Below are 16,173 nucleotides of genomic sequence, written 5' to 3'. Positions count from 1 at the left end.
CTCTAATTTGTGACCTATTAGCGAAGAAACAGTATGAAGATTAACAATACTAAAATTAAAATTATCATCACAGTTACCGAATTTGGGTTTGCAAAGTTTGTAGTCCATCCAAATTCTTTAATTTTTTTGGGAGGAAAGAGCCTTGGATCCTCTGGATTATAATAAAACATTCCCCAAACCCAATTCTCAGGATCATTATGCCATCTGTTTTTTGTTTCTTCACTTGGTTCGTTAGTGTTTTTCATAATTTTTTGTATTAGTTGGCTATTATAAAGTTAATTGATTTTCATTTAGAAATAATCTTTTTAGCTTTGTTAGTGATATGACAAATTTAAATTATGGATACTGGCAAAGAACTTTTATTCTTTTTTAGTGCTTTAGGAGTTTTCAACGGAATTATTCTGGGCGTGTATTTCTTCTTTTTTACTAAGAAAAAATACCTGACGAATTATTTTCTGGGGGCGCTTTTGTTTGCTCTGAGTATTCGTATCGGAAAATCTGTGTTTGTTTATTTTCATCCCGAACTTCCAAAAATGTATCTTCAGTTTGGACTTACGGCTTGTTTTTTTATCGGGCCATTTTTGTATTATTTCATCAAATCTGCAGTTGAAGAAGTGCACATAATGCCTAAATCATGGAAATTGATTCTGGCATTTTGGGGAATATTAATCGTTGTGGTTGGCATTTTATATCCGTACGAAGCGTATTCAAAACTTTGGGGAGGTTATTTAATAAGAATCATCTATTTTCAATGGTTTGTTTATATTGCTTTTGCTGGTTTTGAACTTCGCAGCGTTTTGAAAAAAATCCTCGGTCGAAAAGAAAAAACAACGCCAGCCGAAATGTGGTTCGGAATGCTTTTTTTAGGTAATTTTCTCTTGTTTCTATTTTATTTTCTAGCCATTATGGGAGCGCCAGGAGCTACCTATATAAGTGGAGCGGTTGTTTTTTCGTTTATTTTATACTTGGGAATTTCGATTCTTTTGTACCGAAAAAAAACAGACGATTTGTTTTTATTAAATGGAAAGATTTCGAATAAAAAAATAGAATCAGCAGATGCAAGAATGTGGTCAGAAAAATTGGAGAACGCGATGTTTGAAAAAAGTTTATATAAAAATCCAAACCTGACACTTCAAGATTTATCTCAAGAAATTAATATATCAAGTCATCAATTATCGCAGTTTCTAAATAATAATCTAGGAAAGAATTTTACCAGTTATGTAAACGAATTTCGAATTAACGAAGCGTGTAAAATTATCACTTCTTCCGATAAATTGACACTAGAATCTGTGGGTTATGATGTTGGATTTAATTCTAAATCAACCTTTTTCGCAGCATTCAAAAAACATACGGGAACAACTCCGCTTAACTATCAGCTTCAAGCTTTACAATCCTAATTGGGTATCGATTTATAAATTCGTACTCCTGATTTCGCTTTTTGCAATCTCATTTATTGATTTTCAGATGACTTTTGTTTCAAATAAAAGTCAAACTGCTAATGTCAAAATTTATGAGATTTCTAAAATTGGTTACCCTTAATGTTTTTCTTCTGATTTTTTCATCAATAGAAATAAAAGCGCAACGCTTCAAAAATGTTAAAGACAAAAGTTATTATAGCGATGATGTAATCCTTGGAAAAAAAACATTAAAGTCTGCTCAAGATACTGTAATTATTAAAGACAAAGAGAAAGAGCACAATGAGCTAAATGAAGTGGTTATAAAGAGCCAAGTTTCATTATTAAAATACGGAGCCAACGGTAATATTGATGTCAATGTAAACGGAACTGTTCTGGCAACAAGCAGTTCGGTAAATGAATTGTTAGGAAGAGTGCCCAATGTTGTAGTTGCAGATGGAGAAATTAGTGTTGTCGGAAAAGGAGAAGCTATAATTTATCTCAACGGAGTTTTGATTAATTATGAACGTTTTGCTGCAATTCCTGTTTCGCAAATTCAAAAGATAGAAGTTATTTCTAATCCTTCTGCGAGATACGATGCCGAAGGAAAAGCGGTCATCAACATTGTAACCAAAAAAAATATAGAAAGCGGTGTAATAGGAACCGTCAATCAGCATGTAACCGTTTCTAAATTTGGTGGAACCATTTACAATACGCTTGTTGATTTTAATTATTCGAAAGGGAAATTCTCGTTTGTAACCAATTACGGTTTGCAGTTAGGAAGAAATCGCGAGTTGTTGTACACCACAAGAACGCGCCCAGATCCTGATGATTTTATGAAATCTGAATTGACAACCGACTGGAAAAGACGTTTTAACAATTATTCTAATTTCGGATTCGGACTTCAGTATAGTTTTTCTCCAAGCAATTATATTTCATTGGCTTACAGCGGAAATGTAAATGATCTGGGCGGAATTACAGAAAGCAGAAATTCGATAACCAATAATTTTGGAAATAGTTTTTATGCCACAGATGTTGATCGAAAAGATGTTTTGTTAAATCAGTTTGTTAATTTGAATTATAATTGGACAACTGCAAAAGGTTCGACATTATTTATTGGATCACAATTTTCAAATTACAATCAAACTGTAAGAGATTTTATTGAAGAAAATAGTCTGATTGAGGAAACAGATTCCGAAAGATTTTTAAAGAATAATGTAGGTAGCCGTATTAATATAATTACAGTTCAAGCCGATTATTCTAAGAAAATAAATGAAAAAACAAAACTCGAAATAGGAGCGAAGTTTAGCCACGCGACAATAAATTCTGGAACAGATTTCTTGATTTCTGATGATGAAGTAAATTTTGAGCTGGATGGTGAACTTTCAAGCGATTTTGAATACAACGAAAAAATTGCTGCTGCGTACTTTAATTATATCGGAACATTGAACGAAAAGATTCATTTTTCGCTTGGCGTAAGAGGCGAAAAAACAAGTTATGATTTATTTACAAATGCCAATGGAATTCAGAAATTTGATAAATCGTACGGCAATTTTTTCCCCAATGCACTTTTAAACTTTAATCTTTCAGAAGATTGGAAAGGACATTTCTCTTATGTTTCCAGAATCACAAGACCGAGATATCAAGCTTTAAATCCGTATGTGATTTATCAGGATCCGTTTACGACGATTGAAGGAAATCCGAATTTGCTTCCAGAAAAAACACACGCTTTTGAAATAGGAACGATGTACAAAAAGTTCGATTTTAAAGTTGGCTATACTTATAGAATAGATCCTATTTCTGCGGCGGCTTTGCGCGGAGATACCCCAAACAGCTACATTTTAAGAGCACTGAATCTTGAAAAAGGACATACTTTTTTTACTTCACTTTCCAGAGCTTTCAATGTCAAGTGGTGGAATTCTGTTAACACAGCAAGCATTACCTGGCAGAAATCGGTAGACAATTATTATGAATTTGCTTTTAGTCCGGTAGAGCCTCAAATTTATTTATATACTAATAATACATTTACAATCCCGAAGCTTTTCAAATTGCAACTTTTGGCTTGGTATTTAAGTGATCGAAGTTATGGGTTAGGAAGCGAAAACGGTCGTTCGACAGTAACTCTAGGAATAGAGCGAAACTTTTTTAAAGATGCGCTAAAAATCAATTTCACAGCCAATGACATCTTTCATAAATTTATGGTTTCTGGCGATTATAATGTCGGGCAAACCCAAATTTATTATCACCGAACGTATAGCACTGATTATTTTAAATTAGTTGCAACGTATAGTTTTGGAGATTCAAAAAAGACGACTTATAAAAAATCGGAAGTTGAGCAGTCGGAGAATAATAGAGCGAGGTAAATAATTAATTTTTTCTTCTTTTCAATTGTGTATAGGTAATGAGAATAGCAACTGTAGAAAGAAAAGGACCAATTACTAATTTAAAATCGGAGTAAGAAATGTCTTTGATGTTTTTTGTAAACAATGGACTTAAAGATATACCGATGTATAATAAACCAAGGATAATGAAAACGAATAAAAAGCTCTTTTTGCTCATTTTAAGTTCTTTAGAAAGAAAAGTAAATGTAATCAAAAAACAAACTAAATAGAGAAAATTCTTTCGAAATAAAAAAGGCTTCACAATTAAGTGAAACCTTTCCAATAATTTTTGAATTAAATAATTACCTTTTATAAAGCAATATTAGATTAATTCTTTAGTCACAATCTGCATCGTTTCGCGGCTAACTTGTTTCAATAAAACTTCTTTGTTCGCTTCAACAGTCTGCGCAGCCTCTTCTGTAAAGTGACGGATTGTGTATAAGGTTACATTTTCGCTGTATTCTACTTTGAATTTTTTAGAAAGAATTGAATTCAATTCTGGGAAATTTCCAAATTTATCTTCCACACAAACAGAGAAACTAATAGCAGAATTCTGAATTAAGTTTACTTTGATTTTGAATTCGTGGAATAAACCGAAAATCTCACTGATGTTTTCCTCCATAATGAAAGAGAAATCAATTGATGAAAGCGAAATTAAAAGCTGTTCTCTTTTTACGATAAAACATGGATATTGTGGTTCCAAATCGACTCCTTTAGAAACGCAAGTTCCTTTTAATAACGGATTGATAAACGATTTTACGTATAATGGAATTTCTTTTTTCTGTAACGGCTGTAATGTTTTTGGGTGAATAACCGTTGCTCCGTAAAATGCTAATTCGATAGCTTCACGATATGAAATCTGGTTTAACAGACTTGCGTTTTCAAAATAACGCGGATCGGCATTCATAACTCCAGGAACGTCTTTCCAGATCGTTACACTTTCGGCATTTAAGCAATAAGCAAAAATTCCGGCAGTATAATCAGAACCTTCACGGCCAAGAGTTGTAGTGAAGTTATTTTCGTCGGCACCTAAGAATCCTTGTGTAATATTTAATTGTTTTCTAGGTACATTTTTGCTGATGTTTTGTTGCGTTGTTTCCCAATCAACTTCTGCATCTCTGTAATTTGCATTGGTTTTGATAAAATTACGAACGTCAAGCCATTGCGTCTGAATTCCCATGAAATTCATAAAATGACTTAAAATATTAGTCGAAATCAACTCACCAAAACTAACAACCTGATCGTAAACAAAGTTGTAATTTGGAGATTTATTATGTGCTAAGAAATATTCTAGTTCAGCAAACTGTGCATTTACAGCTGCAAAAACCGCATGATTTTCATCTTCAAACAAATCCAATAAGATCTGATTGTGGTATTTTTTGATTTCCTGAACAGAAGAATTCAATTCTGTCGATTTTTCAAAGTAATTCTTGATTACTACTTCAAGAGCATTTGTTGTTTTCCCCATAGCCGAAACTACAAGAATTACGTCTTCGTAACCTACTTTTTGTAAAACGTCGTATACGTTTTTAATTCCATCTGCATCTTTTACCGATGCTCCTCCAAATTTAAATACTCTCATTTTTTAATTAATAGATTTTTAGATTTTAGATTTCAGATTCAAATCGAAACCTATGTATTTTGTTTTTTTGCCACGAATTCACGAATTATTTTTTTCTAATCTTTACGAATAAAAATTCGTGAATTCGTGGCGAATTGCCAAAGACTTTAAAATCATCTTAATCCTTATAATCTGTGGCTAAATATTTTTATAATTTTTCTAAGAACGAATTAACGCCTGCTTCATCCATTTGAACCACTTGCCAATCTTCTAGAATTCTGGCACCAGAATTCTTGTAAAAATTAACCGCTGGCGTGTTCCATGCCAAAACATTCCACTCCACTCTTCTCACATTATCTTTTTTTCCTTGTTTCATGATTTCACCATAAAGAGCAGAACCCAAACCTGTGCCACGCATCTTTTCTTTTACAATCAAATCTTCAAGATGAATTGTCTTTCCTTTCCAGGTAGAATAGCGGTAATAATACAATGCAATTCCAACAATTTCTTTCTGTTTTTCTTCGTTTTCGATTTCTGCTACAAAAACGTGAAATAATGGCTTTTCGCCAAAACCATCACGTATTAAATCTTCTTCAGTAATGACAACCGCATCGGGCTCTTTTTCGAATATAGCCAGCTCCTGAATAAGCTCTAATACCGATTTCATGTCTTCAGGATTTCCTTTTCTAATATTCATATATTCCTATTTTTAACTGTTTAATATCTAAAAAAGCTTCAATTTATTGGTCGCTTTTTGCAGATTATTAGCAAATATACAATAGTAACAAACTAACAAAATAATTTTTAAATCATTCTCACAAAATAGACGATATTTGTGACTTAAAAATAAAACTATAACGATTTAGCAATGGAAGAACGCAATAAAACACTGGGAGAGTTTATTATTGAGCACCAAAAAGCATTTCAGTATTCGTCGGGAGAACTTTCCCGAATTATTAACTCGATACGTTTGGCAGCAAAGGTTGTCAATCATAAAGTTAATCAAGCAGGTTTAGTAGACATTATTGGCGCCGCAGGCGAACAGAATGTTCAAGGAGAAGACCAGCAAAAATTAGATGTCTATGCAAACGAAGTATTTATCCAGACGTTAATAAACCGTGAGATTGTCTGTGGTATTGCTTCTGAAGAAAACGACGATTTTATTACAGTTCAGGGGAGCGACAACTGTCATAATAATAAGTACGTGATCTTAATGGATCCGCTTGACGGATCTTCAAACATTGATGTGAATGTTTCTGTCGGAACTATTTTTTCTGTTTTCAGAAGAATTACTCCAATAGGAACTCCGGTAACTAGCGAGGATTTTTTACAGCCGGGAATCAATCAAGTTGCAGCAGGCTATGTAATTTATGGAACTTCTACAATGCTGGTTTATACAACTGGACATGGGGTGAATGGTTTTACACTAAATCCTGCGATTGGTACATTTTACCTTTCGCACCCAAACATGAAATTTCCAAAAAATGGAAATATTTACTCGGTAAACGAGGGGAATTATGTTCATTTTCCGCAGGGGGTAAAAAATTACATTAAATACTGCCAGCGGGAAGAAGAAGACAGGCCGTACACTTCGAGATACATCGGAAGTTTGGTAGCCGATTTTCACCGAAATATGATTAAAGGTGGAGTTTATATTTATCCAACAAGTTCAAAAGCTCCAAAAGGGAAATTACGTTTGTTGTACGAATGTAATCCGATGGCGTTTTTAGCAGAACAAGCAGGAGGAAAAGCAACAGATGGTTTTGGAAGAATCATGGAAATCCAGCCAACTGAACTGCACCAAAGAGTTCCTTTTTTCTGCGGAAGCTATAATATGGTAGAAAAAGCAGAGGAATTTATGGCGGCTGAGTGAAAGTATTCAGTATTCAGTTTTTAGTGATCAGTCACAGTCGCAGTTTTCAGTCTGGACTATAAATAGCAAACCCGACAGGTTTTTAAAACCTGTCGGGTTTTTCTTTTTTAATTTTCATTCGCAGTCAAGTTTCAGTATAAAAACGGAATACTAAAAACTGATTATTGAATATTATTTATGCATGTGCTGCATTTCATAGATAAAAGTATCTGCATCCACTTTTTTGTCAACCAATGACAATGCTTTTGCAATAATGTAATCTACGTTGCTTGGTGTGAATCCTAGCGCAACACTTATTTTTTTCAATAATACTTCTTGTTTATCTTCAAGATGATGATCAACATGAACCATTCTTGTTAAATCATATAAACGCTCTAAACGTTGAACATATGAATAAGGTGGATTGATAGGATATTTTAATGGATCGCTAAGAATTTCTTCGTATTCCGATTCTGTAATTTCTAAACGAGAAGCAAGTTTGTCCAAAAAGGCTTTTTCCTCTGGATATACAACTCCATCTGCTAATGCTACACGAACGATAGCAGAAAAGTGTCCTTTGTTTCTTTGCTTGAATTCGCTATCAAATAATTCTGAAAATGACATAATTATTAAGTTTTTATATCACAAATATAAATTTTATTTTACATTAACGATTTTAAATTTCTCATAAAATTTAACTTATTTTTATTGCAGGAATTGGAAACTTGAATCTTTAATTTTGAAAATTAATCGTAAGTTTACAACCCCTAATTATTTAATTACAATATACCTATGTCACAATTTTGGATTTATTTTCAAATAGGATTAAAACACGTTTTAGATATCAATGCTTACGATCACGTTCTTTTTTTAATCGCCTTAACCGTTCCGTATCTTTTTAAAGACTGGAAAAAGATTTTTCTTCTGGTTTCTATTTTTACAATTGGTCATACTTTGGCTCTAGTGCTTTCTGTTTACGGTATCATTGCCATAAAAGTAGATGTTGTAGAATTTCTGATTCCGATTACAATTCTCGTAACCGCTCTTTATCATTTGTTTACGGCTGGAAAGACCTCAAAAAATGATGGCGTAAATCTGGTATTTTTCATAACTTTATTCTTTGGAATTATTCACGGACTAGGTTTTTCTAATTATTTCAAAACAATTTTAGGCGGTTCTGCAACCTCAAAATTGTTACCTTTGGGAGAGTTTGCCTTAGGAATAGAAGCTGCTCAGCTTGTAGTGGTTTTTGTTGTTCTGGTAATTTCATATATAGTGCAGACGGTTTTTCGTTTTTCAAAACGCGACTGGGCGCTTGTAATGTCGGCTTTCATTATTGGAGTTGTAATTCCGATGATTATTGAAAGTCCAATTTGGAACAGATAAATTAAATGGAAGTAAAAAAGCTGAATAAATACGATAAAGCATATCTGCGAATTGCAAAAGAGTGGAGCCTGCTTTCTTACTGTAAACGTAAACAAGTTGGTGCAATTATCGTAAAAGACAGAATGATCATTTCTGATGGCTACAACGGAACGCCGTCTGGATTTGAAAATTGTTGTGAAGACGAAGACGGATTAACACGCTGGGATGTTTTACACGCCGAAGCAAATGCGATCCTGAAAGTAGCCAGATCAACGCAGTCTTGCGAAGGCGCAACATTGTATATTACGCTTTCGCCTTGCAAAGAATGCAGCAAATTAATACATCAGTCTGGAATAAAAAGAGTGGTGTATAAAGATGGATATCGTGACGATTCTGGAATTCAATTTTTAATAAAAGCAGGCATAGAAGTAGAGCATATTCCTGTTTTAGAAGAGTAATGAAATTTAACTCAAAATATTTACCCATAGTCATAGGAGCCACTTTTGCTCTTGGAACAATTGCAGGAAGCGTTATGAATGCTCCCGCAAACGACCAGCTTTTGGCTAAAAATTACTCAAAAACCAAGCTTAACAAGCTTATTGATTTTATTAATACAGAATATGTTGATAGCGTCAATACCGATTCGATTGTAAATCTTACGGTCGATAATATTCTTTCAAAATTAGATCCCCATTCGGTTTATATTCCGCCAAGCGAACAAGCTGAGGTTGCCGAAAGCATGAAAGGAGATTTTGTCGGAATCGGAATCAATTTTTATATGTATAAAGATTCGGTTGCCATTATAAAACCAGTTGAAAATGGACCTTCGGCAAAAGCGGGAATAAAATCTGGCGATCGTATTTTATTTGCTGGAAAAACGAAATTATACGGTAGAAAACTGCCTTCAGATAGTTTGTTTTCTAAATTAAAAGGGCTTCAGGGTTCAGAAATTGAGCTGACTGTTTTTAGAAAATCAGAACAAAAGAAACTCAAGTTTAAAGTAAAAAGAGATATTATTCCAATTAAAAGCGTAGACGCGTCTTTGCTAATTGGCAATAATGTAGGTTATATCAAAATTAACCGTTTTGCAGAAACTACTTTTAATGAATTCAAAACGGGTTTAACAAGATTAAAACAAAAAGGAATCCAGTCGCTTGTAATTGATCTTCGTGATAATGGCGGTGGTTATATGGAAGAAGCTATTGCTATTGCCGATGAATTTTTGAAAGACAAACAGTTGATTGTTTTTACAAAAAGTAAAAATGGTTCGACCGAAAAGACATACGCTACAAAAGCAGGAAGTTTTGAAACTGGAAAAGTGTATGTTTTTATTAATGAAAATAGTGCTTCTGCAAGCGAAATTTTAGCAGGTGCTATTCAAGATAATGACCGCGGAACTATCGTTGGTCGCCGTTCTTTCGGAAAAGGGTTAGTGCAACGCGAAATGGATTTTAACGACGGATCAGCCGTGAGATTGACCGTAGCGCGTTATTATACACCAACAGGAAGATCAATTCAGAAACCATATAAAAAAGGAAACGAAGAATATTTTAAAGAATCTGAATCTAGAATTGCTACTGGAGAATTTTATGCAAAAGACAGCATAAAAGTGGCAGATTCTTTAAAATTCAAAACTCCAAAGGGTAAAATAGTTTACGGCGGTGGCGGAATTGTTCCAGATGTTTTTGTGCCTTTAGAAGCAGAGCACGGGAATGAAAATGTTGCTTATTTGCTGCAAACAGGAATTGTGGGGCATTTTGTTTTTGAAGAATTAGATAAAAACAGAAATGCTTTTGCAGGGGATAGTTTTGCTGATTTTTTAGCTAAAATGAAAAGCTCAGACCTATATTTCAAAAAATTTAAGAATTATATCTTGATGACGGGTCTGGATTTGAAAATGGATAAAACAAAAGCACTTGTCAACCGTCATATTACGGCTGAATTTGCCCGACAGCTTTATGGAGAATTGTACTATTATGATGTAATCTTAAAAGAAGACGCCATGATAAAAACAATTCTGACTCCGAAGAAATAACTTCAATCTTTATATCATGAAAATAGAAACCGTTGTTAATGCAGAAATCGAACTTTTAACTGCCATTAAAAAATCGGATGTTTTGGCTTTGGATACCATCCTTCATGATGATTTATTATTCAACATGCCAGACGGACAAACCATCACTAAAGATTTTGATTTGCAGACCTATCGTTCTGGAAAGATTAAAATAGATTCTTTGGAAGGTTCTGATCAAATCGTTAACATAATTGGTGATTCGGCTGTAGTGACTGTTACAGTCGCTTTAAATGGGACTTATGATAACACCCCGATTAATGGCGTTTTCAAATACATAAGAGTTTGGAAAAAAATTGGGAAAAATCTAAAAGTTATTGCAGGAAGCTGTGTTCAGCTGGCATAAAGTTTGAAGCTGGAAAAATAATATTAACTTAAAACGTAATTAAGTAATCTGAGTGTAAATAAGAGCTTAATTTGCGGTAAAATAAATTATATGAAAAATCTAAAAAGAATAAGTTTATTAGTGATTTTAATGACTTTTGTAATCTCTTGTAAAACAATGAAAAATGATCCCAATACTGCAGTTTCTGGAAAAGTAGATTCTATTGAGGCAGGAAAAGACGGTTACACAGCAAAAATTACTACAGATGCTAAAGAAGTCTATTTTGCAACAATTAGTATCGTAAACGTTGGCGGTCCTCAAAACTACAAACAATTAAAAATTGGAGATGTAGTATCTGTAAAAGGAGAAAAGTGGAAAAGTGAGGACGAAAATCATATTAAAGTAACCCAAATCGTGTCGGTTAAATAAAACTAGAAAAAAATTAACCATATAAGTGATATAAGTTCATTTAGTCTATACGCAAGATATAATATGAACTTATATCACTTATATGGTTTAATAATTTTATCGAATACTATCGTGAGCGTGAGTTTGTACGCCGTTATTCCATAAAGTAAGAATATCTGTTGCTACTGCAGCGCCGCTTCCGGCAGCAATTGCCAATTGACTTCTCCAGCCCGCTAAAGTTCCGATTACATAAATGCCGTCAGCAACTTTATGGTCTTCGTTTTTAAGCTGAATACGCTGTTTTTCTGGTAGTGCTTTTTTATGTGGTTCAATGTATTGCATTAAACCTTCAATGTCGAAAGTATTGGCAGAACCAATTCCGACTACGATATTTTTTGTTTGGTATGAATTTTTGTTGGTTACAACAGTAAATTCAGGATAACTGCCCTCAATTTTCATTACTTTTTCATTTGGAATCTGAGTAATGTGTGGGTAAGTTGTAGCTAAATCCTGTGTGCTTTCAGTTAAAAGTTCAGAACCTAATTTTCCTGGTGTAATTCCGTAAGCGTTATAAAATATTGCTTCTTGTAAAGAAGAATTTTTCTGGTGGGTAAAAATTCCGATTTTTTTATCAGTAACAAAAGTTTTGTTTTTTGCGGACCCTAAGACAAGAGCACATGACATTCCTGATACTCCTCCTCCGATAATTAAAACATCAAACATATTATCTGTTGTCATTCATTTTTTCTTCAATTCTTTTTGAAATTCTAAAAATCAAAAGAATCAAAACAGCGCAAAATGAAGCGGCGATTCCAATAAAAGCTACCATACTATCTCCTTGAAAAGGGTTCTGAAAGTCTAATAGCGTAATATTAAAAACAATTAAAGCTAGTGCCAAAAGCACTAAGATTGAAGTGAAAATTTTCATAAGGTTGTTTTGTTTTTGCCTAAAATAATAAAGTAGAACTTTAATGGGGAAAATGCCTTAAAGTTGTATTTTAGAAATTTTACGGGGTAAATTTATAAAAATAAAATTTAGACAAACAAACCTTTAACATTAGCAGCGAATAATTTAACAGCAATCGCCAAAAGTATTACTCCAAATGTCTTGCGAACTACTCCAAGTCCGTTTTCTCCCAATAGATTTTCGATTTTTTTAGAAGACTTCAAAACGATGTAAACCAAGATAATATTTAGAACAATCGCGATGATGATATTAATGGTGTGAAATTGAGATCGAAGCGATAACAAAGTCGTCATTGTTCCTGCTCCAGCAATTAGCGGGAAAGCCAAAGGAACGATAGAGGCAGATCCTGGTTCTTCGTCACGGTAGATTCTGATTCCTAAAATCATTTCTAGCGCCAAAAAGAATAAAACGAAAGATCCGGCAACGGCAAACGAGTGAACGTCGATACCAATTAAGTTTAGTAAACCTTCTCCAACAAAGAGAAAAACAATCATAATAGCTCCTGCAACAATAGAAGCTTTTTCAGATTCGATGTGTCCAACCTTAGCTCTTAAATTCACAATAATCGGAATTGAACCAACAATATCAATTACGGCAAAAAGCACCATACTAACAGTAATGATTTCTTTAAAATCGATTTCTAACATATCGCTTTGATTTTTAGGGTTTAAAAAACTGCTGCAAAAGTAGTTAATAAAGTTAGGTGTTTTTTCGTTACAATGTATTTTTGTTATAAAAACATCTTTTACGCATGTAAAATGTGATATTTGTAACAATATGGTGTTTGAGTTGTTGATTTAAGGAAAAAAGCACGTTTTATTTTTGAACTTAATTTATTTGCATTCTCCATTTTGTAAGGATCATGAAATCAAACGTTAAAAAGTATAACTTACTGAAAATCAATTGCTAAATTTGTTGTAATTTAAAAAGGAGGGATTATGAAAAAGAGGATGTTTGTTATAGTTTTCTTGTGTTTGTTGGTTTACAATAGTTCACAAGCCCAAATTTGGCAGCAAATTAAAAAAGCAGCAGAACAAAAAGGGCAAAATAGTAGCGGAAGTGCGGATAAAAATGCAAGTATGGAAAATGCTGTTTTAAATTATGGAAAAAACAAGGTTGATCCGTCGGGGGTTCCAGATTCTTATTCTTTTAGCTGGAAATATATTATGGAAATTAAAACAGATGAAGGTAAGACTATGAATGCAAATTATTTTCTAGAACCTAATGCTTCTTATTTTGCAATGAATATTGATCAGGGAAAAGGCCAAAATATGCTGATGATTATGGACTCTAAAAATAGCATAACGGTGACCGGTTTTGGTGATGGTAAAAGTAAAATGGCAACGGCTTCAAAAATGCCTGATTATTCATCAATGGCAAAGAAAGAGGCAGAAAAGTCAAAATACACGATTAAGACATTGCCAAATAAAACTTTTTTAGGATACAATTGCAAAGGAATACAAATGACCAATGACGAACACGATATTATCTGTTATTACACAAGTGAAGCAAAAGTGAGTTTTGGCGATATGTTTAAAAATCAAAAAGGCTGGAAAATGCCAGACGAGTTTCTTAATTATTTCAAACCCGATGAACGCACTTTGCTAATGGATATGACTATGAAAGATCTAAAAAGCAAAAAAGTAACAACGATGAAATGTGTTAGTTTAGAAAAGAGCGCTTTTATCTTTAATAAATCAGACTATAAATTCATGTAACAAGGAGTTTGTAAGTCAAGTTATTTAGACTAAGAACATATATTTGGTAGCGGTTTTTATTTCCTGAATCTTTAGTTACCTTTGCAAAATGTTTCAATTAGGAAAAACCATAGTATCAGAGGATATCCTCGAAAAAGAATTTGTGTGTAATTTATCAGCGTGCAAGGGAGCTTGTTGTGTTGATGGAGATGCCGGCGCGCCCTTAAACGAAGCCGAAACAAAAATTTTAGAAGAAATTTATCCAAAAGTAAAGCCTTTTTTAAGAAAAGAAGGAATCGAAGCAATCGAAGCTCAGGGTACCTGGGTAAAAGGAACCGATGGAGATCTCGAAACTCCGCTTATCGATAATAAAGATTGTGCTTACGTAATTTTTGACGGAAAAACTGCTCTTTGCGGAATCGAGCAAGCTTATAATCAAGGACTCGTTGATTGGAAAAAACCAGTTTCTTGTCATTTATATCCAATTCGTGTAAAAGACTTCACAGAATTTGCTGCGGTTAATTATGATAAATGGGATATTTGTGATGATGCTTGTTCGTTAGGTAAAGAATTAGAAGTTCCAGTTTACAAATTTGTAAAAGAAGCGTTGATTAGACGCTTTGGCGAAGATTGGTATTTGGAGCTGGAAAAAGTAGCCGAAGAACTTAAAAATTCATAAAAAACTACAGTTAAAATTATAGTCTTTTTGACTACATCTTTTAACTCAAAAAAATAAAGTTTTGACTCAAAAAAAACTTTTTAAAACTATTTAAAATTTCTTGCTTTTTATTCGAAAAAGTCTATATTTTACGGGGCTTTTGAAGTATAAAATAGCTTTTAAATCATTCATTTGCAGTAAATTAATTATTGTCTGAAAAGTTTTTCAAATTTCAAGCTTTGTTAAAAACTACGTCCGATTGTGAATAAGTTTGGCTTTTATTTTTGCCGTTAATTGACAATCTTTGTAGTGCGCTGAATGTGTAAAAATTCAATAAAAAAATTAACAGAATCTGTCATGTCACAAATCGAACCAATATTACAAGAAAATAAAAATCGCTTCGTTATTTTTCCGATTAAACATCATGATATTTGGGAGTGGTATAAGAAGATGGAAGCAAGTTTTTGGACTGCAGAAGAAATTGACCTACACCAAGATTTGACAGACTGGAATAATAAGTTGAATGATGACGAAAGATATTTTATTAAACATATCCTAGCATTCTTTGCAGCTTCTGACGGAATCGTAAATGAAAATCTAGCGGAGAACTTTGTAAATGAAGTTCAATATGCTGAAGCGAAGTTTTTCTATGGTTTCCAGATTATGATGGAAAACATTCATAGTGAAACGTATTCTTTATTGATTGACACTTATGTAAAAGACGAAGCAGAAAAAGCAGAATTATTTAATGCTTTGGAAGTATTCCCGGCAATTGGTAAAAAAGCAGAATGGGCTTTAAAATGGATCGAGTCAGATTCATTTGCTGAAAGACTTATTGCATTTGCTGCTGTTGAAGGAATCTTTTTCTCAGGAGCCTTCTGTTCAATTTATTGGTTGAAAAAACGTGGTTTAATGCCAGGTTTAACTTTCTCTAATGAGTTGATTTCTCGTGACGAAGGCGTACACTGTGATTTTGCAGTTCACCTGCACAATCACCATTTGGTAAACAAAGTGCCTAAAGAAAGAATTAAAGAAATTATTGTCGATGCCTTAGATATCGAAAGACAGTTTGTTACTGAATCTCTTCCGGTAAGTTTAATTGGTATGAACGCAACTTTAATGACACAATATTTAGAGTTCGTTGCCGATAGATTATTGGTAGAATTAGGTTGCGAGCGTGTATATGGCTCAGCGAATCCATTCGATTTCATGGACATGATTTCACTTCAAGGAAAAACTAATTTCTTTGAAAAACGTGTTGCAGAGTATCAAAAGTCTGGTGTGATGAACAACGACAGCGATGCTCAAAAAATTTCATTTGATGCAGATTTTTAGACAACAAAAATACTTTTAGCGACTGTTCCTCAAGAGACGCTAAAAAAAGATTAACAGAATATTTTAAGGTTGAATCTCTTTCCCCAAGTCGTAGATTCAATAGCAATTTTTGACGCATTTAAATTCGGTTTTCGAATTTGAAACGAGTAACTATTGAGA

At 33.4% G+C, this 16,173-nt stretch carries 19 protein-coding genes; 11 read left to right on the top strand and 8 right to left on the bottom strand.

Going from position 1 to position 16,173, the window contains the following annotated elements:
• Positions 1 to 17: 17 nt before the first annotated feature.
• Positions 18 to 245, bottom strand: a complete 228-nt coding sequence (locus BSF41_RS04175; RefSeq protein WP_095928268.1) for a DUF5808 domain-containing protein — start codon at positions 243 to 245, stop codon at positions 18 to 20.
• Positions 246 to 338: 93 nt separating this feature from the next.
• Here BSF41_RS04175 and BSF41_RS04170 point away from each other — a divergent pair, with 93 nt between their 5' ends.
• Together BSF41_RS04170 and BSF41_RS04165 are read left to right on the top strand one after the other, a co-directional pair.
• Positions 339 to 1,397 carry an AraC family transcriptional regulator gene (locus BSF41_RS04170; RefSeq protein WP_095928267.1) on the top strand — a complete coding sequence of 353 codons (1,059 nt, stop codon included), beginning with the start codon at positions 339 to 341 and terminating at the stop codon, positions 1,395 to 1,397.
• Positions 1,398 to 1,510: 113 nt separating this feature from the next.
• A complete protein-coding gene (locus tag BSF41_RS04165; RefSeq protein ID WP_095928506.1) occupies positions 1,511 to 3,757 on the top strand; it encodes a TonB-dependent receptor domain-containing protein in 2,247 nt (748 codons plus the stop codon).
• A 4-nt stretch (positions 3,758 to 3,761) separates the two neighbouring features.
• Here the strand turns inward: BSF41_RS04165 and BSF41_RS04160 are convergent, their stop codons facing one another.
• The 3 genes from BSF41_RS04160 to BSF41_RS04150 all read right to left on the bottom strand — a co-directional run bounded on the left by BSF41_RS04160 (position 3,762) and on the right by BSF41_RS04150 (position 6,033).
• Positions 3,762 to 3,953: a hypothetical protein gene (locus BSF41_RS04160; RefSeq protein ID WP_141248114.1), complete on the bottom strand. Its 192-nt coding sequence runs from the start codon at positions 3,951 to 3,953 to the stop codon at positions 3,762 to 3,764.
• 144 nt (positions 3,954 to 4,097) lie between these two features.
• A complete protein-coding gene (locus tag BSF41_RS04155; RefSeq protein ID WP_095928265.1) occupies positions 4,098 to 5,357 on the bottom strand; it encodes an aspartate kinase in 1,260 nt (419 codons plus the stop codon).
• Positions 5,358 to 5,544: 187 nt separating this feature from the next.
• Positions 5,545 to 6,033 carry a GNAT family N-acetyltransferase gene (locus BSF41_RS04150; RefSeq protein WP_095928264.1) on the bottom strand — a complete coding sequence of 163 codons (489 nt, stop codon included), beginning with the start codon at positions 6,031 to 6,033 and terminating at the stop codon, positions 5,545 to 5,547.
• Positions 6,034 to 6,204: 171 nt separating this feature from the next.
• On the opposite strand from BSF41_RS04150, the gene fbp reads away from it, so the two are divergent.
• A complete protein-coding gene (gene fbp, locus BSF41_RS04145; RefSeq protein ID WP_095928263.1) occupies positions 6,205 to 7,209 on the top strand; it encodes a class 1 fructose-bisphosphatase in 1,005 nt (334 codons plus the stop codon).
• A gap of 171 nt (positions 7,210 to 7,380) precedes the next feature.
• Here the strand turns inward: fbp and BSF41_RS04140 are convergent, their stop codons facing one another.
• Positions 7,381 to 7,812: a TerB family tellurite resistance protein gene (locus BSF41_RS04140; protein ID WP_095928262.1), complete on the bottom strand. Its 432-nt coding sequence runs from the start codon at positions 7,810 to 7,812 to the stop codon at positions 7,381 to 7,383.
• 168 nt (positions 7,813 to 7,980) lie between these two features.
• On the opposite strand from BSF41_RS04140, the gene BSF41_RS04135 reads away from it, so the two are divergent.
• The 5 genes from BSF41_RS04135 (at position 7,981) to BSF41_RS04115 (ending at position 11,378) form a co-directional block, all read left to right on the top strand.
• Positions 7,981 to 8,574, top strand: coding sequence for a HupE/UreJ family protein (locus BSF41_RS04135; protein WP_095928261.1), 594 nt, complete (start codon positions 7,981 to 7,983; stop codon positions 8,572 to 8,574).
• A gap of 5 nt (positions 8,575 to 8,579) precedes the next feature.
• Entirely contained in the window at positions 8,580 to 9,011 is a 432-nt protein-coding gene (locus BSF41_RS04130) for a dCMP deaminase family protein (protein ID WP_095928260.1), read from the top strand.
• A complete protein-coding gene (locus BSF41_RS04125) occupies positions 9,011 to 10,588 on the top strand; it encodes a S41 family peptidase (protein WP_095928259.1) in 1,578 nt (525 codons plus the stop codon). The genes BSF41_RS04130 and BSF41_RS04125 overlap by 1 nt, the downstream gene beginning before the upstream one ends.
• Before the next feature lie 16 nt (positions 10,589 to 10,604).
• A complete protein-coding gene (locus BSF41_RS04120) occupies positions 10,605 to 10,970 on the top strand; it encodes a nuclear transport factor 2 family protein (protein ID WP_095928258.1) in 366 nt (121 codons plus the stop codon).
• Positions 10,971 to 11,060: 90 nt separating this feature from the next.
• Entirely contained in the window at positions 11,061 to 11,378 is a 318-nt protein-coding gene (locus BSF41_RS04115) for a hypothetical protein (protein ID WP_095928257.1), read from the top strand.
• 96 nt (positions 11,379 to 11,474) lie between these two features.
• On the opposite strand, the gene BSF41_RS04110 is transcribed toward BSF41_RS04115, so the two are convergent.
• From BSF41_RS04110 to BSF41_RS04100, 3 genes are all read right to left on the bottom strand, one after another.
• The gene (locus tag BSF41_RS04110; RefSeq protein ID WP_095928505.1) at positions 11,475 to 12,080 is read right to left on the bottom strand and encodes an FAD-dependent oxidoreductase; all 606 of its coding nucleotides are present in this window, start codon (positions 12,078 to 12,080) and stop codon (positions 11,475 to 11,477) included.
• A gap of 1 nt (position 12,081) precedes the next feature.
• Positions 12,082 to 12,285, bottom strand: a complete 204-nt coding sequence (locus BSF41_RS04105; RefSeq protein WP_095928256.1) for a hypothetical protein — start codon at positions 12,283 to 12,285, stop codon at positions 12,082 to 12,084.
• 107 nt (positions 12,286 to 12,392) lie between these two features.
• A complete protein-coding gene (locus tag BSF41_RS04100) occupies positions 12,393 to 12,971 on the bottom strand; it encodes a MarC family protein (protein WP_008465051.1) in 579 nt (192 codons plus the stop codon).
• A 291-nt stretch (positions 12,972 to 13,262) separates the two neighbouring features.
• On the opposite strand from BSF41_RS04100, the gene BSF41_RS04095 reads away from it, so the two are divergent.
• From BSF41_RS04095 to BSF41_RS04085, 3 genes are all read left to right on the top strand, one after another.
• Positions 13,263 to 14,042 (top strand): DUF4412 domain-containing protein, encoded by a 780-nt coding sequence (locus BSF41_RS04095; protein ID WP_141248113.1) that lies wholly within the window; start codon positions 13,263 to 13,265, stop codon positions 14,040 to 14,042.
• Between the two features lie 88 nt (positions 14,043 to 14,130).
• A complete protein-coding gene (locus BSF41_RS04090) occupies positions 14,131 to 14,700 on the top strand; it encodes a DUF3109 family protein (protein WP_095928254.1) in 570 nt (189 codons plus the stop codon).
• A gap of 336 nt (positions 14,701 to 15,036) precedes the next feature.
• A complete protein-coding gene (locus BSF41_RS04085) occupies positions 15,037 to 16,014 on the top strand; it encodes a ribonucleotide-diphosphate reductase subunit beta (protein WP_095928504.1) in 978 nt (325 codons plus the stop codon).
• Positions 16,015 to 16,173 lie beyond the last annotated feature (159 nt).

Origin of the sequence: Flavobacterium sp. ACN2 (genome assembly GCF_002303885.1) — a bacterium.
Lineage (GTDB): Bacteria > Bacteroidota > Bacteroidia > Flavobacteriales > Flavobacteriaceae > Flavobacterium.
Note: the sequence above shows the minus strand (reverse complement) of the source record. Positions and strands in the feature narration are given on the sequence as shown.

Coding starts and splice junctions, on each gene's coding strand:
- BSF41_RS04175 (WP_095928268.1), bottom strand. CDS start 245: ATGAAAAACACTAACGAACCAAGTGAAGAAACAAAAAACAGATGGCAT.
- BSF41_RS04170 (WP_095928267.1), top strand. CDS start 339: ATGGATACTGGCAAAGAACTTTTATTCTTTTTTAGTGCTTTAGGAGTT.
- BSF41_RS04165 (WP_095928506.1), top strand. CDS start 1,511: ATGAGATTTCTAAAATTGGTTACCCTTAATGTTTTTCTTCTGATTTTT.
- BSF41_RS04160 (WP_141248114.1), bottom strand. CDS start 3,953: ATGAGCAAAAAGAGCTTTTTATTCGTTTTCATTATCCTTGGTTTATTA.
- BSF41_RS04155 (WP_095928265.1), bottom strand. CDS start 5,357: ATGAGAGTATTTAAATTTGGAGGAGCATCGGTAAAAGATGCAGATGGA.
- BSF41_RS04150 (WP_095928264.1), bottom strand. CDS start 6,033: ATGAATATTAGAAAAGGAAATCCTGAAGACATGAAATCGGTATTAGAG.
- fbp (WP_095928263.1), top strand. CDS start 6,205: ATGGAAGAACGCAATAAAACACTGGGAGAGTTTATTATTGAGCACCAA.
- BSF41_RS04140 (WP_095928262.1), bottom strand. CDS start 7,812: ATGTCATTTTCAGAATTATTTGATAGCGAATTCAAGCAAAGAAACAAA.
- BSF41_RS04135 (WP_095928261.1), top strand. CDS start 7,981: ATGTCACAATTTTGGATTTATTTTCAAATAGGATTAAAACACGTTTTA.
- BSF41_RS04130 (WP_095928260.1), top strand. CDS start 8,580: ATGGAAGTAAAAAAGCTGAATAAATACGATAAAGCATATCTGCGAATT.
- BSF41_RS04125 (WP_095928259.1), top strand. CDS start 9,011: ATGAAATTTAACTCAAAATATTTACCCATAGTCATAGGAGCCACTTTT.
- BSF41_RS04120 (WP_095928258.1), top strand. CDS start 10,605: ATGAAAATAGAAACCGTTGTTAATGCAGAAATCGAACTTTTAACTGCC.
- BSF41_RS04115 (WP_095928257.1), top strand. CDS start 11,061: ATGAAAAATCTAAAAAGAATAAGTTTATTAGTGATTTTAATGACTTTT.
- BSF41_RS04110 (WP_095928505.1), bottom strand. CDS start 12,080: ATGTTTGATGTTTTAATTATCGGAGGAGGAGTATCAGGAATGTCATGT.
- BSF41_RS04105 (WP_095928256.1), bottom strand. CDS start 12,285: ATGAAAATTTTCACTTCAATCTTAGTGCTTTTGGCACTAGCTTTAATT.
- BSF41_RS04100 (WP_008465051.1), bottom strand. CDS start 12,971: ATGTTAGAAATCGATTTTAAAGAAATCATTACTGTTAGTATGGTGCTT.
- BSF41_RS04095 (WP_141248113.1), top strand. CDS start 13,263: ATGAAAAAGAGGATGTTTGTTATAGTTTTCTTGTGTTTGTTGGTTTAC.
- BSF41_RS04090 (WP_095928254.1), top strand. CDS start 14,131: ATGTTTCAATTAGGAAAAACCATAGTATCAGAGGATATCCTCGAAAAA.
- BSF41_RS04085 (WP_095928504.1), top strand. CDS start 15,037: ATGTCACAAATCGAACCAATATTACAAGAAAATAAAAATCGCTTCGTT.